The following is a 20,696-nucleotide window of genomic DNA, read 5'->3' as shown; positions in this document are numbered from 1 at the left end:
CATAAGGAGACTATCAAGATGATAGTCTAAATATATAAGAATTAGTTTGAAGACATGGCAACTTTAATTTTTTCCATGGCATTTTTTTCAAGCTGACGAATACGTTCAGCAGAGACATTATATTCAGAAGCGAGTTCGTGTAATGTCGATTTATCATCATCTAACCAACGTCGCTGTAAAATATTTCTAGATCGGTCATCAAGTTGGCCCATAGCGCTATGAAGTGCTGAAGTGCTTTGTTCTTCCCAATCTTCATTCTCAACTAAGCGAGCAGGATCGTAGCGATTATCTTCTAAATATAATGAAGGAGAATAAGATTGAGTTGAACTGTCATCATCATCATCGTTTTGAGTTTCAAATGCGGCATCATATGCGGTAAGACGACCTTCCATCTCTAGAACTTGCTCAGGTGTCACATTTAAGTCTTTTGCAATAGACTGAGCTTCTTCTAATGTGAGTTTCTTACTAGATTTTTTTAGACTACGTAAGTTAAAAAATAATTTCCGTTGAGCTTTAGTTGTGGCAATTTTAACGATACGCCAATTGCGTATTACATACTCGTGTATTTCAGCTTTAATCCAATGTACTGCAAAAGATACTAAACGAACTCCCATATTCGGGTCGAAACGCTTTACTGCTTTCATTAGCCCAAGGTTTCCTTCTTGAATAAGGTCTCCTTGCGGTAAGCCATAGCCTGCATATGTACGTGCAATATGTACGACAAAACGTAGATGAGACATTACAAGCATTTTTGCGGCATCTAAATCTTGATCGTAAAAATAACGATCTGCTAACTCTTTTTCTTGGTCGGCAGAGAGTATAGGAATTTGATTGACAGTACTTATGTATGCGCCCAGATTTACGCCTGGTGCAGACAATGACAGGGGCATCAGTTGATTGCTGCTGTCAGTCATGAATGCTCCTTATTAGGATAGTCGTACCAATGTTAATAATGATAAAGTGCTTTCTTTATAGAATTAAGACGAAAAGGGTAGAAAAATGTAAAAAATATACGTTTGTGTTTAAAATAAAACCAAACTATGTGTTTTTCTCAATCATATAGCAATACTCCTTATCAGATGGCTTGGTTACATGACATGTAAGATGATGTATTTCACAATATCTTAGAATATCGATCTCACTATGAGGGTCAGATGCTTTAACATAGATCGGTTGTGGTTGTTTGTGTGATGAAATACTTTTCAATGCTCGTTTAAGCATAAGTAATGGCATAGGGCATGGTTTACCCATAGCATCTACAATAAAAATTGACGGTTGAGTCTGATTCATATAGCACAATATGAATGTTGATGAGTTTAAATCTATATTATCAAAAAAGATAAAATTACAAAAGACTAAAAAATAAATTGGATATCAATACCTTGTTAGATATTTTAATATTTATTGAAAATATTGTACCAATTACAGTGGAAGCATGTTAATCTCGAAAAAGTATTAGGGGCTGTGGTACGACCCCGTATTTAAGAACCTAGTACAATTTTGGATGTAACCGGGATTTTGTTGATAGTTTTACAGAATGATTACAAGCTTAGAAATTATAAATTTTTTTAAAACTTGTTTTGTTTACTCTGCTGTTCGCAACACCGGGTGGTCCTTTTTTCAATATAACTGAGGATTGACTTATGACAGTACGTGAACAAGGCGTAGTTAAGTGGTTTAATGACACAAAAGGTTTTGGTTTTATTCAACGTACAGGTGGTGACGATGTATTTGTTCACTTCCGTGCTATTCAAGGTGACGGCCACCGTTCTTTACGTGACGGCCAACGTGTTGAATTCAGCGTTGTTCAAGGTCAAAAAGGTTTTCAGGCTGAAGAAGTTCAACCTTTAGACTAATTATATTTAGCGAATAGCTAAATATAGCGCCCCAATTGTTATCTAATTGGGGCGTTTTTGTTATAATAAGACTCTGTTTTTGCCGACTTAGGGATTAATGCATAATGTCATCTGGTTTTGAAACCTTAAATTTACACCCACAGCTACAACAGGCGATTGATGCGCTTGGTTTTAAATCTATGACACCCATTCAGGAAAAAGTTTTAAAGTTTACATTAGCAGGTCATGATGCCATTGGTCGAGCGCAAACTGGAACAGGGAAAACTGCAGCATTTTTAATTAGTATTATTAATGATTTACTAAATAATCCAATTACAGAAAAAAGATATCGAGGTGAGCCTCGTGCATTAATTTTGGCGCCAACGAGAGAGCTAGCCTTACAAATTGAACAAGATGCCAAAGACTTGGTTAAGTTTAGTGGCTTAAATGTCATGACACTGCTAGGCGGTGTGGATTTTGATAAGCAACGTAAGCAGCTAGATGCAAATCCAATTGATATTTTAGTGGCTACACCTGGTAGACTGATTGATTTTGCAGAGCAAAAAGAAATTTGGTTAGATCAGGTTGAGTTTCTAGTCATTGATGAAGCTGATAGATTATTAGACATGGGTTTTATTCCAAGTGTGAAAAAAATTGTACGCTTTTCACCACGTAAGGAACAAAGACAGACGCTTATGTTTTCTGCAACATTTAGTTATGATGTTTTGAATCTTGCAAGACAGTGGTTATTTGAGCCTGTAACTGTCGAGATTGAACCTGAAAAGAAAACAAATGCAGATGTAGAACAGCGAATGTATGTTGTTGCAATTGAAGATAAATATAAGCTATTAAAAGATATTTTGAAAAATGAACCGATTGGGAAAGTGGTTATTTTTGCCAACAGAAGAGATCAAGTAAGAACGGTGTATGATCAACTTAAAAAAGATAAATACAAGGTTGTAATGTTATCTGGTGAAATAACACAAGATAAACGTCTTAAAATGTTAGATCAGTTTAAAAATGGGCAACATAATATTATGATTGCCACTGATGTTGCAGGGCGTGGTATTCATGTGGATGGTGTATCACATGTTGTGAATTATACTTTGCCCGAGCAGTCAGATGATTATGTACATCGTATTGGTCGTACGGGTCGTGCTGGAACAACAGGTGTGAGTATTAGCTTTCTTTCTGAAGAAGATGCATTTTATTTATCTGATATCGAGAAAGCCATTGGTCAAAAATTGCCTCTAACTCGCTTGGAAGGCTATTGCTAATGTTAAAAAAGCTCAGAATCTTCTGAGCTTTTTATTTTAATTACAATAATTTATATGAATATGTTTTTTCTTGCGAATGAGAGTGGAGTATGTTTTTAGGAGTATGCTACTCTAAAATAATCAAATAAAATTTCCAAGATTTATTATTATGCGATCATCAATTGAAGTAGTACACGACAATATTCACGACCGTCAATCTATTGGGCAACTTGTTACACCTGCACCAAATAGACAGCAATTAGAATTAGCATTTCAGGCTGCTTTAGCTGCACCAGATCATCACCGTTTAAAGCCAACTCGCTTTGTAATTGTTGAGGATGAGCAGCGTACAAAGTTTGGCGAGTTATTATCGCAGTCTATGGGCGATTTTGATGGAATTGATCCTGTTCAAGTAGAACGTGTTAAGAATCATCCTTTTCGTGCACCGACACTAGTACTTGCTTTAACGGAACTGATTGATCATCCTAAAGTGCCACATTATGAACAGATTCTAAGTACTGGTGCAGCAGTACAAAACTTTTTACTCTCATTGCAAGCACAGGGTTTCTCAACAATTTGGCGTACTGGTGCGGTTGTAGAGTCGAGCACACTTAAAAAAGCTTTAGGTTTACAGGAAAGAGATTTAATTTCTGCAATTATTTATATTGGAACTACAGATAAGAAAATTGCACCACGTGCGGAAATTGATACAAAATTGTATGTATCTAAATGGAATTTGAGTGAATAGAGAAGTATGTAATGACAGAGATTAACTTTTCTGATTTTGTGAATGCTATACCTGCTGAAGATAAAAATACTGTTGCTTTGCGTGTAACAGTATTAGGTGGTGGGAGTTTTGGGACAGCAATAGCAAATACTGCCGCGCGAAATGGGTGTGATACCACGCTGTGGATTAGAGATGCAAAGACAGCTAAAGAAATTAATGAAAAACATGTGAATACTCGTTATTTGCCAGATTTTAAACTAGATGAAAACTTAAAGGTATCATCAGATATAGAACAAGCAGTAAGAGATAAGGACTTAATTTTAGTCACTATTCCGAGTCACTCTTTTAGAAATGTACTTCAACAAATTAAGTCCTTTATTACTGCTCAAGCTGTCATTTCTTTAACGAAAGGCATTGAAGTTGACTCTTTTAAGTTCATGAGTGAGATTATTCGAGAAGAATTGCCTCAAGTACCTTACGGAGTATTATCTGGACCTAATTTGGCGAAAGAAATTGTTGCTGGTATGCCTGCGGGCACAGTTGTTGCAAGTCATTCAGAACGTGTACGTTTTGCGGTGCAAAAAGCCTTACATAGTGCTCTTTTTAGAGTCTTTGCAAGTGATGATGTACATGGCGTAGAACTTGGCGGTGCATTAAAAAACATTTATGCGGTTGCGATGGGGATGGCTGCAGCACATAAAGTTGGTGAAAATACACGTAGTATGATTTTAACGCGAGCTTTGGCTGAAATGAGTCGTTTCGCTGTAAAGCTTGGCGCAAACCCACTTACTTTTTTAGGCTTGTCAGGTGTTGGTGATTTATTCGCAACGTGTACAAGTCCTTTAAGTCGAAACTATCAGATTGGTTTTGCTTTAGGGCAAGGTAAAACACTTGAACAAGCAATTAAAGATTTAGGTCAAACGGCCGAAGGCATTAATACAATTATTCAAGTAAGAAAGCGTGCAATTGAATTGGATGTATATATGCCAATTACAAATGCCTTATATGAGGTGATTTTTGAGCAAGCTCCGCCGCTCAGTATTGCATTGTCATTAATGAAAAATGGTCATCGTAGTGATGTAGAGTTTGTGTTACCTCACCGAGATGTTTAGCTTAATTTTAAATGGATTGTAATATGCAACTAACATTAGTTCGACATGGTGAAGCAAAACCACCTGTTGCAGGGAATGATTATCAGCGTCCTTTAACCAATAAAGGGCATTTACAGGCAGCAAAGACAGCCGAATTCTTAAAGAATATACTGCATACACCTGATATTTTTGTGGTGAGTCCTTTACTGCGTGCACAAGAAACACTATCGTATTTAGAAAAATATTTTCCAAATATACCTGTTCAAATTTGCGATATGATTAAGCCTGATGATGATGCTAATTTAGCAATAGATTGGCTATCTCAATCTCAATTACAGTATGAAAACATTGTTGTAGTTTGTCATATGAATGTTATTGGATTTATTGATGAAAAAATTACAGGTAATAATTTTCATCCTTTTCAGCTTGCTGAAGCACGTGTTTATCAACAAGCTACCATTGCTCATGGTTTGAGCACAATCCATCATTCATTTATTCCTTATATTGAGGATTAAACTAAAATATATGTGTGTGATTATGTTTTTGCTATGTTTAAAGCGTGATATTTCACTTTTATGAAAATAAACATAGCAGAGCATAGTATTTGTATTATGAGATGGCCTATAATAGAGCCGTTCAAAACTAACAGATTTGATAGCATATGATGTATTCACTGGCTCGCCCTTTGTTGTTTTCCGTAGCACCAGAGCGTGCACATGAACTTACATTATCTTGGTTGCAGAAAGCGTATTCATTTGGTTTAGTTAATACTAAACTTATTGAAAAACCAACAATATGTATGGGAATAGAGTTTCCAAATCCTGTTGGTTTAGCAGCAGGATTAGATAAAAATGGTTCTCATATTGATGCATTAGCAGCTTTAGGTTTTGGATTTATTGAAGTTGGCACAGTCACACCAAGACCACAAGCAGGAAATGAGCAGCCACGATTATTTCGTATTCCAAAAGCAAAAGCTATTATTAACCGTATGGGATTTAATAATGATGGTGTAGATCAGCTTGTTGAGAATGTGAAAGCATCTAAATATAAAGGCGTGTTAGGTATTAATATTGGAAAAAATGCTGATACGCCTGTAGAAAAAGCTGTAGATGACTATCTTCATTGTTTTGAAAAAGTATATAACTATGCTTCTTATGTAACAGTCAATATATCTTCACCAAATACAAAAAACTTGCGAAGTCTACAAAATGGTGAGGCATTAACCCATTTATTAGAAACATTAAAAAACCGTCAAGCCGAACTTGCCGAAGAATATAAACATTATGTTCCACTCGTTCTAAAAGTTGCTCCAGATTTGTCAACTGAAGATATTGCATTTATTGCTAAACAGTTATTGCAATATAAAGTAGATGGTCTCATTGTAACAAATACCACTTTGTCTAGAGATGGTGTTGCCGATTTACCTTTAGGAAATGAAGCAGGTGGTTTATCTGGCGCACCTGTATTTGAAAAGAGTACAAAGTGTTTAAGAAGTTTTTCTGCTGTGCTCAAAAACCAAATTCCTTTGATTGGTGTTGGTGGTATCTTATCGGGTGAGCAAGCTTTAGCAAAACAAAATGCCGGTGCAAACCTTGTGCAACTGTATAGTGGCCTTATATATACAGGGCCAAAATTGATTAAAGATTGTATCCAAACCATGACATAGCCTAAATGAATATTTTAGATGTTGTTGTTGTTATTTTTATGGCGCTTGGAGGAATAAACGGTTTGCGACAAGGACTCATTCAAGCCTTGGCGAACTTAGTGGGTTGGGTATTTGCACTGTTTATGGGTGCAAAATATGCCAATGACTTAGCGCCAATGATGTCTGGATTAAGTCATGATTTTGTGGTGCAGAAAATAGCAGGATTTGCATTTATTGTACTTGTTGTCATGACTTTGACATGGTTGGTCTCTGCTATTTTAAATAAATTGTTGAAATCTCTAAAGTTAGGTCCATTAAATAGATTGGCTGGGGGGATTCTTGGCTGTCTAAAAAGTTTATTTGTTATGCTAATTGCAATGCAAGGTGCGGAGCCTTGGGTGCATACAGCACAGAGTTGGAAACAGTCTAAAATGGTACAGGTGCTGATGCCTTATGCCCCAATTGCGACTGAGGTTTCCAAAGAAGTTGCAACAGAGGCAATTCAGAATTTTCATGATAATGAAGCTAGAGTAGAACAGCATTCGAAAGAAATTGCTGAAAAAGTCTCTGCGCGGAAGAGTTCTTCAGAACATTCAGCGCAAAACCCTTTTAATTAATCCAAGCTTGTCTGCGAGGTTGCTATGTGTGGAGTTGTTGGGATCGCTGGAAAATCACCAGTAAACCAATTGTTATTTGATGCTTTAACGATGTTACAACATCGTGGACAAGATGCTGCAGGGATGGTAACCTGCGAAAATGATCGCCTATTCCTAAGAAAAGATAATGGTCTTGTGCGTGATGTTTTTCATACGCGACATATGCGTGCATTACGTGGTAACTATGGTATAGGTCATGTCCGCTATCCTACTGCAGGTTCATCAAGCAGTGCAGAAGCACAGCCATTTTATGTAAATTCACCATATGGTATTACGCTTGCTCACAATGGTAATTTAACCAATGCAGATGAAATTCGTCACTCATTATTTGAGACGGATTTACGTCATATGAATACCGATTCAGATTCAGAAGTTTTACTGAACGTATTTGCACATGAATTACAAAAACTACGTACATTACACCCGACTGCTGAAGATATTTTTTATGCAGTACATCGTGTACATCAGCGTTGTCGTGGTGCGTATGGTGTTGTTGCAATGATTACGGGGCAAGGGTTAGTTGCATTTAGAGATCCAAATGGTATCCGCCCATTAATTTATGGTTCTCGCCAAAGTGAATGTGGTAAAACTGAATATATCGTCGCATCTGAATCTGTAGCAATTACTGCTTTAGGTTTTAAAGTAGAGCGAGATATTGAACCGGGTGAGGCAATTTATATTGATACCAATGGTAACTTGTTCACAAAGCAATGTGCAAAGGATCCAAAATACTTTCCTTGTATTTTTGAATATGTATATTTTGCGCGTCCAGATGCAATTATTGATGGCATATCAGTATATAAAGCACGTTTAAAAATGGGTGAAAAGCTTGCACACCATATTTTAAAAGAATGGGGTGAAGCACACGATATTGATGTAGTTATTCCTATTCCAGATACGAGTAGAACATCGGCACTTGAACTTGCAAATGTACTTGGTGTGAAGTTCCGTGAAGGGTTTATGAAAAACCGTTATATTGGCCGTACATTTATTATGCCAGGTCAGCAGCAACGTAAAAAATCAGTACGTCAAAAATTAAACCCTGTAGAGTTAGAGTTTAAAGACAAAAACGTATTACTTGTTGATGACTCAATTGTACGTGGTACAACGTGTAATGAAATCATTCAAATGGCACGTGATGCTGGTGCAAAGAAAGTATTTTTTGCGTCTGCTGCACCAATGGTTAAGTATCCAAATGTATATGGCATTGATATGCCAGTGAAAGCAGAATTAATAGCCTCTGACCGTACTGTTGAAGAAATTCGCGAAATTATTGGTGCAGACCGCCTTGTATTTCAAGAGTTAGATGATTTGAAAGATGCTATACGCATACCAAAAGTTCCTGAAATCCAAGAGTTTGATTGTTCTGTCTTTGATGGCCATTATGTAACTGGAGATATTGACTCAGAGTATTTAACAGAGTTGGAGCAAAACCGTTCTGATCAAGCTAAGAAAGGAAATAAATATATTGATGTAAATATAGATGCTGCATCAGTAGATTTAACTGGTGTCACAGAAGCTTAAGCACTGCTATGCTTATAAAAAAAGCGGGATTTCCCCGCTTTTTTATTTTATTATCAATATAAATTGTTTAGGTCTAAATAGGGCTATTTAACATTGGCACTAAATAAAACATCATTCAGTCATCAGAAAAATTTATTTGTTGTGACGATTATTTGTATTTTTGCAATTGTCTTAACAATTATGATTTTGAATTTTTCTTTTGGTCTTATTATGTATTATGTGGATCAAAATCAATCTATTCTGTGGAATAAGCATAGTCCTTTACTGCTAGGCGCTGTTATTTGTATTATGTTTATTTCTCTATTTTATGAGCTTTATGTTTTTCGTGTTGGTGGGCATTCTTTAGCAAAGCAAATGCGTGCACGATATTTAAATACTTTAGAATGTACGCCAGAAGAAATTCGTGCGGTAAAACTTACAGAGCAGATTGCAAATAAATTTGGGATAATTACACCATCTGTATATGTATTACCAGATGAAATTGGTGTTAATGCATTAACAGCAGGTCAGAATGAAGAAGATACAGTGATTATTCTGACGTGGGGTGCCTTGCAGAATTTAGATGAACTAGAGCTTTATGGACTATTAAGTTATGCTTTTAATCAAATTATAAGCGGAGAAACACGTCAAAATATTAGATTAAAAATCCTTTTTAGTACTTTAACAAGCTTTAATCAATGGGGAAGTAAAATCGCAAGAAGAGGATTTAAACCTTACAATAATAAAAATAAGTTTGAAACAATGTTGGTTGCTTTAGGTGGTATTATTTGGTTGATGGGTAGTTTAGGGCTACTTATTTCAAGATTTGTAAAGTTTGTAACGTTATCGGGAAGGACCTTCAAAAATGATATAGAAACTCAGGAACTTATTTCCAATGATACTAATTTACAGACTTTATTAAGAATTTATGTGCATCATGCTGGCTCACAAATTCATAGCTCACATTCGGAATCTATTGCACATATGTGCTTTGCAAATTCACTAAGTCCACAAAGTTGGTTAAATATCCATCCTAATATTGAACGAAGAATTTACAAACTCGATCCGAACATATTAAAAGAAGTCCAATTGGAAAATTTAAAAAGAGTACAGACACAGTCATTATTTAGTCTTTTTCGACCATTTGGTGAAGAGCAGACGGAGGTAAGTATCGCTTGGGAACCACCTAAACCTTTTCCACTTATACGCTTATCTCCAATAAGTTTCCTCTCTCAAGATCAGCCATTAAGTCCACATTTTCGCCAATCTATGAAACAGCCAGAATTATTAAAACGTGCTTTGCAAACTGGGACTGGTGCAAGAGAGGTGATTGTTGCTATTTTAATGATTCGGCAGTATGGAGAATTTATCCCTAAAGATGTTCAGGTCAGTCATGCAATTGTAGATGCTTTGCTTACGGTAGATAAACGGTTACATGTTGAAGTTTTTTATAGCGCATGTCATAAACTTGTTCAGATGCCAATAAGTATTGCAAAACAGTTTTTAACAAGACTTGCACTTATTATACAAGCAGATGGTGAAGTAGGATTATTAGATATACTACTGTTGGAAAAAGTAAAAAGCCATCTTAATTTATTGCCGATTCATATGCCAACAGCTTATGATGATACAAAGTTTGAAATTGTACGTTTAGTTGATGCGTTAGTGCATGTTCAGAAATTAAATAGTCCTAATCAGCTTAAATGTAGAGATTCTATGCTTGAGCAATTACTGTCTAGTAAAGAAAGAAAAAAATATAAACATTTGTCAGATGAGCCTGTAAATTTAGGTGAAATTTTACATCACCTATCGGGTTTGTTATTAAGGGATCGTCTGAAAATATTGGGGGTTATAGAAAATTGTCTTAGTGAAGGGAGAGTCGTCACACAAGATGAATTAGATGTACTTGCACTATTATATTGGCGTCTAGGCTTTGAAAATAAAGAAGTTGTAGAGCAGGTATTAAAGCAAAATAGTTTAATGATTGTATAGCTTTTCTACAAGAAATAAGCTAACTCAATGTTAGAATATACTCCCTTTGTGGTATTAATAAAATATGAGTGAACAGCAATTGATACATCAACGAAATTTACTTTCGAATATAGGGATTGATATTTGGATTCCTAGGGATGTGGCTGTTTGTGAAAACTCTGCATCTCGGTTTTGGCGTGATGAAGTAACATGTGAAGAGCTGGAGCTCAAAGATGAGCCATTACAGGTTAATGATGAACACTTTATTGTAGCTCGAAAAGAAATTGCTTTAGAAGTTAAAAATGATATTGAGTTTAAAGTAGATAAAGAACCTTCGACTGATATCGCTCAAGTAGAAGAAATTGTAATAGAGCCGTTTGTATTGAGTGCATTTGTTTCCAGTAAAATTATTATTTTTATAAATACATTTGAGTTACCAAGTGAAGAAAGGCAATTATTAAATAGTCTTGTGATAACATTATCTTTATCACAATATAACTTACGATGGCCGATTCTGGAGAGCTTGCAAGATCAAAGCTTTTTATCAGTTTATATTAAAGGTTTTATTGATATTCGAAATAAAGCAGATATTCAATTGTCACAAATATTTTTAGGTAAGAAGCCGAAAGGCGTTTTATTGGAAGGTATTCAGGAGTTTGCTTCATTAAAAGAAATGATTGAGATGCCAAGTAAGAAAAAAATACTGTGGGAGTATTTAAAAAGCGTTTAAGCTGTCTTTAAATAAACGCTTTTTAAGGTAATGAGTTAGTTTAGCTTTGCTTTTACTTTTGAAGAAGCAATAGACGGGTCGGCACGTCCGGCTATGATCGGACGTAGAGAATTCATCACCTTACCCATATCTTTCATGCTAGTAGCACTTTGATCAGCAATAATCTGATCAATGACAGAATCAAGCTCTTCCTCAGTCATAGCTGCTGGTAGAAATTGAGATAGAATCTCAATTTCAGCTTGCTCTTTACTAGCTAAATCGTCTCGGCCAGCACCGGCGAAAGCCTTTACTGACTCTTTACGTTGTTTAACTTGCTTTTCGACAATTACAAGTACTTGATTTTCATCAAGCTCTATGCGTTCGTCGACTTCAATTTGCTTAATTGCTGCTTGCAGACTACGAATAACAGTTACAGTTGACATTTCTTTAGCACGCATAGCGCTTTTCAATGCATCGGTAATTTGGTTTTTTAAATTATTCATAGTCATTCAGCTTCAATCACAAATTAATTAGTAAAGACGAGTAGTACGTACAGATTCGCGAGCCAATTTCTTTTGGTAGCGCTTAACAGCAGCAGCTTTTTTACGCTTACGCTCTTGAGTTGGTTTTTCGTAGAATTCGCGTTTACGAACATCAGCTAAAACACCAGCTTTTTCGCAAGAACGTTTGAAACGACGGATAGCTACGTCTACTGGTTCGCCTTCTTTCAATTTAACTTGTGGCATGAAGAATCCTCAATATTATGGATAAAATCTAAAGCGGAATTGCTTTAGAAAACAAGTGAAGTGCGCTATTTTACTCATTTACATCTCATATCACAAGTCTATAATAGGGATTGTCGTAAATTGGACATAGAAATAGGCATTTAAATGATTGTTTTGGGCTTGGAAACTTCTTGTGATGAAACAGGATTAGCACTTTATGACAGTGAAAAGGGACTGCTTGGACAGGTGTTATATAGCCAAATTCAATTACATGCCGAATATGGTGGTGTTGTTCCTGAGCTTGCGTCACGAGATCATGTAAGAAAACTTATTCCACTACTAAATGAGTTGCTTCATCAAGCAAACGTAAGCAAAAAAGAGATTGATGCAGTTGCATATACACGTGGCCCAGGGTTAATGGGTGCATTAATGACAGGTGCTTTATTTGGTCGAACACTGGCGTTTGCATTAGATAAACCTGCAATAGGTGTACATCATATGGAAGGGCATATGTTGGCACCACTTTTATCGGATACTCCTCCACAATTTCCTTTTGTTGCACTATTGGTTTCTGGTGGGCATACCCAACTTATGGCTGCTTATGAAATAGGAAAGTATGAAATACTCGGCGAGTCGATTGATGATGCCGCAGGTGAAGCATTTGATAAGGTTGCTAAAATGATGGGGCTTGCTTATCCAGGTGGGCCAAATATTGCAAAGTTGGCTTTAGATGGTGATGCACAAGCATTTGATTTTCCGCGTCCGATGCTACATAAAGATCTTGTATTTTCTTTTAGTGGCTTAAAAACTGCTGTTTCTGTTCAGTTGAAAAAGGTTGAGGGGCAAAATAGAGAAGCCGATATAGCTGCATCTTTTCAAGAAGCAATTGTAGATACACTGGTGAAAAAATCGGTGAAAGCACTGAAACAAACAAAGTTAAAGCGTTTAGTCATCGCGGGTGGCGTAAGTGCAAATACTCGGTTGCGTGAAAGGCTTGAAGCGGAATTAGTAAAAATAAAAGCCCAAGTTTACTATGCAGAGCCTGCTTTATGTACAGATAATGGCGCAATGATTGCTTTTGCAGGTTATCAGCGTTTAAAAGGTGGTGCATGTGATGGCCTTGCTGTTACAACAACCCCACGTTGGCCAATGACAGAGCTAGAAACGCCAACCAATCTTTAAAATAAAAAAGGTGAACTTATAAGTTCACCTTTTTCTTAAAAATTTTCTCTTAGAAATTTGAAACGAGGCTGTAAAGTATTATCTAGACCAACTATTTGCTCTGTAAACATTGTTACAGGACGTACCCATAGTGAAAAATCATCATATAAGCATTGATAAATAACAAGAATTTCTTGTGTTTCACTATGTCTGGCAGTGCCAATAACTTGATAGAGTTTTCCTTTATAGTGTTCATAAATACCATGTGGAATATGCATTATTTATGCCTTAATGACTTTATATTGTAATTGTATATTAAGGCTTAGATACTTGTTGAGTAAATGAATCATTTTTATAAGTTTCTTTGAGCTATTTGCAAAATCATTTTTCTTTAATATTCAATTACGGTCACTCTCTTTCAGTATTATATATTGTGGTAATAGCGTTTAAAGTAAAAAATATAACTATTTTAATCATAGATATATTTTTTATAATCAATTCTTTGGATTCTTCTATATAGTGAAAATTTTCATGAGTTTTTTAGGGTTGTATTGCAAATTAGTATGCTGTAAATCTAAGCAATTTTTTATATAAAAATCTGCTTATTGCTAAGTAAGTACACCAAGTGTATGAATATTTTAGAGTTACTAAACACATAATATTTAGAGTTTAAGATGAAAGGGTTATAATTATTTAAATTCTACCATAATGAGTAAATATGCCTTTCACGATTCAAGAAACAATTGTTTATGAAGAGGATATAAAAAAAAGTCGCTTTCAAGCTTTTGCAATACCTGTAGAGACAGAAGATGATGTGAAGCTAGCTTTAGATGAATATAAAGATGTTTCGACAACGCATCAGTGTTGGGCATGGAAAATTGGTCATAACGTTCGGTTTAATGATGATGGTGAACCATCAGGTACAGCAGGTAGACCTATATTAGCAACCATCGAAGGTAATGAACTAACGAATATATTGGTTTTGGTTAACCGTTGGTATGGAGGTGTTAAATTAGGTACAGGAGGGCTTGTTCGTGCGTATGGTGGAACAGCAGGAAAAGCACTACTTCTTGCTGATAAAATAGAGCTGATAGAAAAAATCGAAGTTTATTTTCAATGTAGCTTTAGTGAATGGCCTATTTTTCAATATGAGCTTGCGCAACATCAAATAGTATATGTTGAGGATTATACTGCTGAGGGTGTAAGTATTGTTGCTAAAATACAGATTCATCAAAAAAATGAACTTGCCAAAAAAATTCAAGATGTAACGCGTGGTAGAGAGCAGTTGAAGGAAAAAAATGATGACTGATCCATTGTTAAAATATAGGGAGCAGCATAAACATCGTTTGAATTATATGCCGTGGCTATATTGGCGTTTAAAAGATAAACATAGAATTTGGGCTCAAGCATGGCAAGAAGAATACCAAGAGTATTTAAAAGAGATGGAAACGATTGAAATAGGGAAAAATTGTTTTATTTCACCATTGGCACATATTTTTGCTGAGCGTGGGCGAAAAATTTCGATTGGAGATAATACGTTTATTGCTGCAGATGCGACTTTACACGGACCCTTAACTATTGGTAATGAAGTTGCAATTAATCACCATTGTATTTTAGATGGCGGGAGGGCAGGTATTGTGCTTAAAGATCAAGCAAGATTAGCTGCATATACCCATTTATATGCTTTTGATCATGGTATGGATTTAGATCACCCAATTTATAAGCAACCTGTACGCTCAAAAGGCATTGAAATAGGAAAAGATGTTTGGTTAGGCGCGCATGTTGGTGTTAAAGATGGTGTAAGTATTGGAGATCATGCAATTGTAGGTATGAATAGTATAGTGACAAAAGATATTGCAGTGGCACATATTGTCGCTGGTAATCCAGCACAATTTATTCGTATTAGATATTAAATTATGACAAGCCTTAAGATTTTTTTAATTGTTATAATGTAACATTGTTAAGTTGTAGCTATAGATATATAAGTTGTGACGTATATCATAAATTATACAACTGGATGATCTAAAATACTTTGATAATCATTGTCCTAAAATTAGTACCTTTAAAACTTAATTAGTATGTAATGATTTATTGAAAATATTTTCACTCAATGTATTTAAATTGAAGTCTATATGTAATTGTCACTCCCAGAATGTATTTGATGAGATCAATATTAGTGAGAAGTACCAATTAAATCGTACGATCATCAAAACAGTATTTCACTTTTAATGGAAAAAATATGCTTAGTCAATTTCTGAATTCGCTATTTGTTGGATGTGTAACAACAGCGCTTTGTGGTGTTGTATCTGCTGCACATGCAGATGAAAAATCACAAATCAATCCAGAAACACTTACGGTTATTGGATATCATGAAGTAACGAATCAGGCAAATGATGCAATTATTCCACTATATGCTGTAACAACAGAAAATTTTGAAAATCAAGTTAAATGGCTACAACAAAATGGCTTTCATTTCATTTCGACGAATGATTTGATCAAAGCCAACGCAGGTACATTTAAACTGCCAACGAAACCTGTTTTATTGACTGTTGATGATGGTTATGAGTCGTTCTATAGCAATATTTATCCATTTGTGAAAGAAAATAAAATACCTGTTGTTTTGGCCGTTGTTGGATCTTGGGTAGATACGCCGTCAAATGAAGATGTTCATTTTGGTGATGCAGAAGTTAAACGAAATAAAATTTTAACTTGGGCACAAATTAAAGAAATGAGTGATAGTGGTTATGTTGAGATGGCAAGCCATAGTTATAACTTACACCGTGGTGTATTAGGTAATCCTCAAGGAAACTCAGAGCCTGCCGCAACAACACGTATCTATGACCCAAAAACCCAAAAATATGAGAGTGATAAAGCATATTATAATCGTATTTTTAATGACTTAAAGAAAAATAATGAAGTGTTCAAGGCACATGGGATTGCATCACCACGTGTAATGGTCTGGCCATATGGGCGCTATAATATGGAAACCGTAAATATTGCAAAACAGCTTGGTATGCCAGTCACGATTACATTAGATGATGGACCAGCAAACTATAAAAAATCATTAAGCTCACTCAATCGTATTTTGATTGAGCATAATATGACAACCAATGATCTTGAACATGAAATTGAGAATCGTGATAAAAACTTAGGTGATAATTATCGACCGCAAAAAATTATGCATGTCGATTTAGACTATATTTATGATAAAGATGAAAAACAAGAAGAAAAGAATTTAGGGTTATTGCTTGATCGTATTCAAAAGATGAATGTGAATACAGTATATTTACAGGCTTTTTCAGATACCGATGCAAATGGTTCTGCAGATATGGTGTATTTCCCAAACCGTTATATTCCAATGCGACAAGATTTATTTAATCGTGTTGCATGGCAAATTGCAAGACGTACTCAAGTAAGAAGAGTTTATGCTTGGATGCCACTTTTTGCATGGGAATTGCCAAAGTCAAATCCAGTATCTAAGGATTTAGTAGTCACACAGCAGCCTAAAAATGGTGATCATTTGAATATGGGGTATATTCGACTATCACCATTTTCAACGCAAGCTAAAAAGGTAATTGAAGGAATTTATGAAGACCTTGGCAAGTCCGCTGCATTTAATGGAATACTTTTCCATGATGATACAACACTATCTGATTATGAAGATGCAAGTCCTGAAGCACTTAAGGCTTATAAATCAGCAGGTCTATCGACTGATTTAAATGCCGTTCGAAATGATGACAAAAGTTTGCAGAAATGGACTGCTTTTAAGACAAATGCGATTGATGATTTTGCAATGAAAGTTGCAAATGATGTACGACAATATCAACCTGCTTTACTCACAGCACGTAATATGTATGCACAAGTTGTATTGCATCCATATGCAGAAAATTGGTATTCGCAGTCGCTTGAACAGTCTTTAAATCGTTATGATTTTACAGCAATTATGGCAATGCCATATATGGAGCAAGCAAAAGATAAAAACCAATTTTATCAAGATATTGTAAATCGTTTAAAGCAGTTCCCAAATGGTATACATAAGTCAGTGGTAGAGCTACAAGCGGTTGATTGGAGACAAGACAATAAACCAGTTCCCTCAGAAGAGTTGGCAGATACGATTAAGTCACTATATCAACAAGGCATTATGCATGTTGGGTATTATCCCGATGATCCAATAAAAGGGCATCCTGACCCTGCTATTTTACGACAGGCTTTTGATTTAAAGCCAAATAAAGTGCAGCCATAGTGGTGTAAAAGTGCATAAATTTCATTGATTTATGCACTACTTTGTAAATTTGTTGCAATAAAGCAAAATAAAAATACTTACAGAGTTGTTTACTTGTGTTAATTTAAAATAACTATAACGAATAGAATCAGAGTAACTCACTCAAAGAGAGGCAACAAATGAAACGAGTAATTGCTTGTGTTGATTCATCTCCTTGTATTAATGCAATTGCTGAAGCAGCTTCATGGATTGCAAAAAGAACGCAACGTGAATTAGTACTATTACAAGTTTTGGACTATTACCCTGCAAGTTATCATTTGGGGGAAATTAGTGGGGTCATAGGTTTTGAAAGTAATGCAATGCTTTTGAAAGAGCTTGCAGAACTAGAAGAAAAGCAAAGTAATTTAGCTGTAGATTACAGCAATAATTTACTTAAGCACCTTATTACGACCATTAAAGAAAAGCATGGTATTGATGCATCTGTTATTCAAGAGAAAGGTGACTTTTTAGAGCAAAGTCTAGGTGTTCTAAGAGAAGACGACATTGTTTTAATTGGTAAGGTTGGTGAAAGTGCAGCCGAAAAAAATAAAGCTTTGGGAAGTAATGTAGAAAACTTTATACGTGGTGCAAACTGCACAGTAATGACCGTAAGTGAGCATTTTAAGCCACCAACACGTTTTATTTTTGCTTATGAGGATTCACCATTATGCACACAAATGTTGGAAAATGTTGCTGCTAGTGAATTGTTTAAACAGTTGCAATGTCATTTACTTCATATAGGTACAGATACAGAGGTATTAAAAAAACCAGAAGCCTATTTAAAAGAAAAAGGTTTTGATGTTGTGGTTGCAACACGAGAAGGCGATGTGGCACAAGGAATTATTGATTACCAACAAGAGCATGGTATTCAGTTTGTTCTTCTAGGTGCTTTTAGTACAAACCGTATATCACAATTTTTCTTAGGTAGTATCACTACAACTGTCTATCGTAAGATTCATGTCCCAATTATTGTTGCAAAATAAAAAAAGTTATCCTAAGTTATCCGCACAAACTGTGGATAACTTTATGGATATGTGTTTTAAATATATATAAGTAATTGAAATTAAAGTAAAATAATTAATTGGTGATTTTTTGTTTACTTGACAATTGCAATCGCAAAACCATCATGTCCTTTGCTTCCTACGGTTTGTAGTGCAGTACATGAAAGTAATCTTGGATGTGCTTTTAATGCCTCAAAAGTTTGTCGAATACCTACAATACTTGGTTTTTGATTGTCAGGGTTAATGATATCGCCTGCACGAATAACATTGTCTAAAACTATAATTGTTCCTGAGTGAGCATGATTTAAACTCAACTCTAAATATTCAGGATAGCTGCCCTTATCTGCATCAATGAAAATAAAATCAAATGCAGGTGTATCAGAGGATAATGATTTTAAAACATCTGCTGCAAAGCCAACTTTTAAATCGATCTGCGTATTCATATTGGCTTCAGCAATATTCTTTTTAGCAACTTGAGCATGACTTTCTCTCCCCTCTATGGTGAGAAGGTAACCATCTTCAGGAAGTGCTCGTGCAAGCCAAATAGTACTATATGCAGCAAATGTTCCAATTTCTAAGACACGTTTACAATTATTCATCTGAATGAGCATTTGTAATAACATACCTTGATTTGGCGCTACCGCAAGATGGTTGGAAAGACCATTCTCAACAGTGTTATTCATTACTCTATTAAGTCGTTCATCATCAGGAATTAAATGTGAGTCAATATAGTTGTCTAAGTCAGTCCACATTTGTTGCATGGTTTTTTCACCTCGTTTACGATAAGTGAATTGTATAGATTTATACAGTTCATGCAATTTTTGTTATATATAAAATAAAAAGCGCCTATTTTAGGCGCTTTTTATAATTATTTATAAAGTGGTTGGTCGATATTAAGATGAACAATTTGCTTTTGTGCATCTTTTAAAAATTGGTTAAGTGGACAAAGTACACCAATGTTGGTTGTTTTACAGTATGAATATTTCAGTACATCTTCGTGTAATGGGTCTGTTTTAGACAGTGGTGTTAAATGACGCCATTGGTCTAAAGTACGTGCAGAGAACCCAATTTTAACGAAGTATTGTCCTGTACTTTTTTCTTTATATTTTTCAAAACTGAGCGTTCCTCCAGGTGGAATATCGTTTGCTAAATATTGGGGAAGCTGCCAGTTAAATTGTAAAAGCGTTTTAATTTCAGAAATATTGGTGTCATGCCCAACAAAAACCACAAGAGGACGGTGTAGGGGAGCTTCTGTTATTTTGTTATTGTCTAAGGCATCTAATATTTGTTGATACAGAATAGAGCCACCACGCTGTGCAAATAATGGTATTTCATTGAGATATTTATATTTTGCATCATGTAATACCATAAGTTTTTTCACATCATTGGCATTTTTGACATGTCCAAAAGCAACTTGAGAGAGTGGAAAGTTTTCGCTGTATTGCAGGCGAATTGTTTCTCCAATGTTAGAGCCTTCATCAGCAGGTCCACTTAATTTGGGTTGACCATTTTTATTTAGTTTAAGTTTCCAGTCTTTGTCTAAAAATTCACAGCTATTTGGTGCACAAACAGCTGCTTTTAACTGTTGATTCGACTGGGCGTATTTTTTTTGTATTGCATCTTGGCTTAGTATGCGTGATTTAAACTCTTTTTTAATTTCATCGAATTGCGCTGTTGCTGTACCCATTTTTAATGCATCAAATAATGGGTCATATTTATAGCCACTCACACCAACTTCGGGGTGGCATGTTTGTGAAATTGACTCAGAAATAGCATCGCCAGTTTTTCGTGTACGCTGGTCTGGTGCAGCCCAAATAAAGACCTGATTCTGATTTGAGCAGTTTTTTTGATTAAGAGAAATAGGAAGTCCAGCTTCTTGCCATGTTTTTAATTGGTATTGACTCTGATTTAGTATGCCATCATAACCACGCTGAGTTAAATAACCATCAGGAACTGACCATGTAGGCCAATCTTTTCCTGTTGCATTATTTAGTTCCTGTAGGTTGGTTTGAGGGCGAATACCGTGTCGAACGAGTGTGACGACTTGCTCTAGCTGATAATCATTTGTTGCTGCATGAACAGCTGTCCCTGTTATGGCGGTAATACTCGTTAGAATAGCGCAGATGAGTTTATTTTTTGTCATTTAATTTTTCCC

At 35.5% G+C, this 20,696-nt stretch carries 22 protein-coding genes; 15 read left to right on the top strand and 7 right to left on the bottom strand.

Annotation, left to right across the window (positions count from 1 at the left end; translation table 11 throughout):
• Positions 1–41: 41 nt before the first annotated feature.
• Together rpoH and AC1MPL_RS08835 are read right to left on the bottom strand one after the other, a co-directional pair.
• Complete coding sequence (gene rpoH, locus AC1MPL_RS08840; RefSeq protein WP_479765492.1) at positions 42–914, bottom strand: RNA polymerase sigma factor RpoH; 873 nt, start codon at positions 912–914, stop codon at positions 42–44.
• A 124-nt stretch (positions 915–1,038) separates the two neighbouring features.
• On the bottom strand, positions 1,039–1,290 hold the full coding sequence (locus tag AC1MPL_RS08835) for a sulfurtransferase TusA family protein (protein ID WP_479765491.1): 252 nt from the start codon (positions 1,288–1,290) through the stop codon (positions 1,039–1,041).
• Between the two features lie 353 nt (positions 1,291–1,643).
• Here AC1MPL_RS08835 and AC1MPL_RS08830 point away from each other — a divergent pair, with 353 nt between their 5' ends.
• The 10 genes from AC1MPL_RS08830 (at position 1,644) to AC1MPL_RS08785 (ending at position 11,414) form a co-directional block, all read left to right on the top strand.
• Positions 1,644–1,856, top strand: a complete 213-nt coding sequence (locus AC1MPL_RS08830) for a cold-shock protein (RefSeq protein ID WP_023272199.1) — start codon at positions 1,644–1,646, stop codon at positions 1,854–1,856.
• Between the two features lie 104 nt (positions 1,857–1,960).
• Positions 1,961–3,112: an ATP-dependent RNA helicase RhlB gene (gene rhlB, locus AC1MPL_RS08825; protein WP_479765490.1), complete on the top strand. Its 1,152-nt coding sequence runs from the start codon at positions 1,961–1,963 to the stop codon at positions 3,110–3,112.
• A 148-nt stretch (positions 3,113–3,260) separates the two neighbouring features.
• Positions 3,261–3,839 carry a nitroreductase family protein gene (locus tag AC1MPL_RS08820; RefSeq protein WP_479765489.1) on the top strand — a complete coding sequence of 193 codons (579 nt, stop codon included), beginning with the start codon at positions 3,261–3,263 and terminating at the stop codon, positions 3,837–3,839.
• Positions 3,840–3,850: 11 nt separating this feature from the next.
• Positions 3,851–4,930 carry an NAD(P)H-dependent glycerol-3-phosphate dehydrogenase gene (locus AC1MPL_RS08815; RefSeq protein ID WP_479765488.1) on the top strand — a complete coding sequence of 360 codons (1,080 nt, stop codon included), beginning with the start codon at positions 3,851–3,853 and terminating at the stop codon, positions 4,928–4,930.
• Positions 4,931–4,953: 23 nt separating this feature from the next.
• Entirely contained in the window at positions 4,954–5,424 is a 471-nt protein-coding gene (locus AC1MPL_RS08810; RefSeq protein WP_479765486.1) for a phosphoglycerate mutase family protein, read from the top strand.
• A gap of 146 nt (positions 5,425–5,570) precedes the next feature.
• A complete protein-coding gene (locus AC1MPL_RS08805; RefSeq protein WP_479765485.1) occupies positions 5,571–6,575 on the top strand; it encodes a quinone-dependent dihydroorotate dehydrogenase in 1,005 nt (334 codons plus the stop codon).
• A 5-nt stretch (positions 6,576–6,580) separates the two neighbouring features.
• A complete protein-coding gene (locus tag AC1MPL_RS08800; RefSeq protein WP_479765483.1) occupies positions 6,581–7,171 on the top strand; it encodes a CvpA family protein in 591 nt (196 codons plus the stop codon).
• 24 nt (positions 7,172–7,195) lie between these two features.
• A complete protein-coding gene (purF, locus tag AC1MPL_RS08795; RefSeq protein WP_479765481.1) occupies positions 7,196–8,734 on the top strand; it encodes an amidophosphoribosyltransferase in 1,539 nt (512 codons plus the stop codon).
• A 93-nt stretch (positions 8,735–8,827) separates the two neighbouring features.
• Positions 8,828–10,705, top strand: a complete 1,878-nt coding sequence (locus AC1MPL_RS08790) for a M48 family metalloprotease (RefSeq protein ID WP_479765479.1) — start codon at positions 8,828–8,830, stop codon at positions 10,703–10,705.
• 64 nt (positions 10,706–10,769) lie between these two features.
• Positions 10,770–11,414 carry a hypothetical protein gene (locus AC1MPL_RS08785; RefSeq protein ID WP_479765477.1) on the top strand — a complete coding sequence of 215 codons (645 nt, stop codon included), beginning with the start codon at positions 10,770–10,772 and terminating at the stop codon, positions 11,412–11,414.
• Positions 11,415–11,449: 35 nt separating this feature from the next.
• Here AC1MPL_RS08785 and AC1MPL_RS08780 read toward each other — a convergent pair whose 3' ends face one another.
• Positions 11,450–11,896, bottom strand: coding sequence for a GatB/YqeY domain-containing protein (locus AC1MPL_RS08780; RefSeq protein ID WP_479765475.1), 447 nt, complete (start codon positions 11,894–11,896; stop codon positions 11,450–11,452).
• Positions 11,897–11,923: 27 nt separating this feature from the next.
• Positions 11,924–12,139: a 30S ribosomal protein S21 gene (rpsU, locus tag AC1MPL_RS08775; protein ID WP_001136722.1), complete on the bottom strand. Its 216-nt coding sequence runs from the start codon at positions 12,137–12,139 to the stop codon at positions 11,924–11,926.
• Between the two features lie 144 nt (positions 12,140–12,283).
• Between rpsU and tsaD the strand changes: the two genes are divergently transcribed.
• Positions 12,284–13,300: a tRNA (adenosine(37)-N6)-threonylcarbamoyltransferase complex transferase subunit TsaD gene (gene tsaD, locus AC1MPL_RS08770; RefSeq protein ID WP_479765474.1), complete on the top strand. Its 1,017-nt coding sequence runs from the start codon at positions 12,284–12,286 to the stop codon at positions 13,298–13,300.
• A 35-nt stretch (positions 13,301–13,335) separates the two neighbouring features.
• Here tsaD and AC1MPL_RS08765 read toward each other — a convergent pair whose 3' ends face one another.
• Positions 13,336–13,557, bottom strand: a complete 222-nt coding sequence (locus AC1MPL_RS08765; RefSeq protein ID WP_479765473.1) for a DUF1653 domain-containing protein — start codon at positions 13,555–13,557, stop codon at positions 13,336–13,338.
• Between the two features lie 440 nt (positions 13,558–13,997).
• Between AC1MPL_RS08765 and AC1MPL_RS08760 the strand changes: the two genes are divergently transcribed.
• The 4 genes from AC1MPL_RS08760 to AC1MPL_RS08745 all read left to right on the top strand — a co-directional run bounded on the left by AC1MPL_RS08760 (position 13,998) and on the right by AC1MPL_RS08745 (position 18,523).
• Complete coding sequence (locus tag AC1MPL_RS08760; RefSeq protein WP_479765472.1) at positions 13,998–14,588, top strand: IMPACT family protein; 591 nt, start codon at positions 13,998–14,000, stop codon at positions 14,586–14,588.
• Complete coding sequence (locus AC1MPL_RS08755) at positions 14,578–15,192, top strand: acyltransferase (RefSeq protein ID WP_479765471.1); 615 nt, start codon at positions 14,578–14,580, stop codon at positions 15,190–15,192. The genes AC1MPL_RS08760 and AC1MPL_RS08755 overlap by 11 nt, the downstream gene beginning before the upstream one ends.
• A gap of 326 nt (positions 15,193–15,518) precedes the next feature.
• Positions 15,519–17,522, top strand: coding sequence for a poly-beta-1,6-N-acetyl-D-glucosamine N-deacetylase PgaB (gene pgaB / locus AC1MPL_RS08750; RefSeq protein WP_479765470.1), 2,004 nt, complete (start codon positions 15,519–15,521; stop codon positions 17,520–17,522).
• Between the two features lie 158 nt (positions 17,523–17,680).
• Positions 17,681–18,523 (top strand): universal stress protein, encoded by an 843-nt coding sequence (locus tag AC1MPL_RS08745; RefSeq protein WP_479765468.1) that lies wholly within the window; start codon positions 17,681–17,683, stop codon positions 18,521–18,523.
• Between the two features lie 113 nt (positions 18,524–18,636).
• On the opposite strand, the gene AC1MPL_RS08740 is transcribed toward AC1MPL_RS08745, so the two are convergent.
• Together AC1MPL_RS08740 and AC1MPL_RS08735 are read right to left on the bottom strand one after the other, a co-directional pair.
• A complete protein-coding gene (locus AC1MPL_RS08740) occupies positions 18,637–19,302 on the bottom strand; it encodes an O-methyltransferase (RefSeq protein ID WP_479765467.1) in 666 nt (221 codons plus the stop codon).
• 107 nt (positions 19,303–19,409) lie between these two features.
• Complete coding sequence (locus AC1MPL_RS08735) at positions 19,410–20,684, bottom strand: histidine-type phosphatase (protein WP_479765466.1); 1,275 nt, start codon at positions 20,682–20,684, stop codon at positions 19,410–19,412.
• Positions 20,685–20,696: the final 12 nt, after the last annotated feature.

This window comes from Acinetobacter sp. N1-1, assembly GCF_056711485.1.
The sequence above is the reverse complement of the archived record's forward strand: the minus strand, read 5'-3'. Positions and strand labels throughout refer to the sequence as shown.

Coding starts and splice junctions, on each gene's coding strand:
- rpoH (WP_479765492.1), bottom strand. CDS start 914: ATGACTGACAGCAGCAATCAACTGATGCCCCTGTCATTGTCTGCACCA.
- AC1MPL_RS08835 (WP_479765491.1), bottom strand. CDS start 1,290: ATGAATCAGACTCAACCGTCAATTTTTATTGTAGATGCTATGGGTAAA.
- AC1MPL_RS08830 (WP_023272199.1), top strand. CDS start 1,644: ATGACAGTACGTGAACAAGGCGTAGTTAAGTGGTTTAATGACACAAAA.
- rhlB (WP_479765490.1), top strand. CDS start 1,961: ATGTCATCTGGTTTTGAAACCTTAAATTTACACCCACAGCTACAACAG.
- AC1MPL_RS08820 (WP_479765489.1), top strand. CDS start 3,261: ATGCGATCATCAATTGAAGTAGTACACGACAATATTCACGACCGTCAA.
- AC1MPL_RS08815 (WP_479765488.1), top strand. CDS start 3,851: ATGACAGAGATTAACTTTTCTGATTTTGTGAATGCTATACCTGCTGAA.
- AC1MPL_RS08810 (WP_479765486.1), top strand. CDS start 4,954: ATGCAACTAACATTAGTTCGACATGGTGAAGCAAAACCACCTGTTGCA.
- AC1MPL_RS08805 (WP_479765485.1), top strand. CDS start 5,571: ATGATGTATTCACTGGCTCGCCCTTTGTTGTTTTCCGTAGCACCAGAG.
- AC1MPL_RS08800 (WP_479765483.1), top strand. CDS start 6,581: ATGAATATTTTAGATGTTGTTGTTGTTATTTTTATGGCGCTTGGAGGA.
- purF (WP_479765481.1), top strand. CDS start 7,196: ATGTGTGGAGTTGTTGGGATCGCTGGAAAATCACCAGTAAACCAATTG.
- AC1MPL_RS08785 (WP_479765477.1), top strand. CDS start 10,770: ATGAGTGAACAGCAATTGATACATCAACGAAATTTACTTTCGAATATA.
- AC1MPL_RS08780 (WP_479765475.1), bottom strand. CDS start 11,896: ATGAATAATTTAAAAAACCAAATTACCGATGCATTGAAAAGCGCTATG.
- rpsU (WP_001136722.1), bottom strand. CDS start 12,139: ATGCCACAAGTTAAATTGAAAGAAGGCGAACCAGTAGACGTAGCTATC.
- tsaD (WP_479765474.1), top strand. CDS start 12,284: ATGATTGTTTTGGGCTTGGAAACTTCTTGTGATGAAACAGGATTAGCA.
- AC1MPL_RS08765 (WP_479765473.1), bottom strand. CDS start 13,557: ATGCATATTCCACATGGTATTTATGAACACTATAAAGGAAAACTCTAT.
- AC1MPL_RS08760 (WP_479765472.1), top strand. CDS start 13,998: ATGCCTTTCACGATTCAAGAAACAATTGTTTATGAAGAGGATATAAAA.
- AC1MPL_RS08755 (WP_479765471.1), top strand. CDS start 14,578: ATGATGACTGATCCATTGTTAAAATATAGGGAGCAGCATAAACATCGT.
- pgaB (WP_479765470.1), top strand. CDS start 15,519: ATGCTTAGTCAATTTCTGAATTCGCTATTTGTTGGATGTGTAACAACA.
- AC1MPL_RS08745 (WP_479765468.1), top strand. CDS start 17,681: ATGAAACGAGTAATTGCTTGTGTTGATTCATCTCCTTGTATTAATGCA.
- AC1MPL_RS08740 (WP_479765467.1), bottom strand. CDS start 19,302: ATGCAACAAATGTGGACTGACTTAGACAACTATATTGACTCACATTTA.
- AC1MPL_RS08735 (WP_479765466.1), bottom strand. CDS start 20,684: ATGACAAAAAATAAACTCATCTGCGCTATTCTAACGAGTATTACCGCC.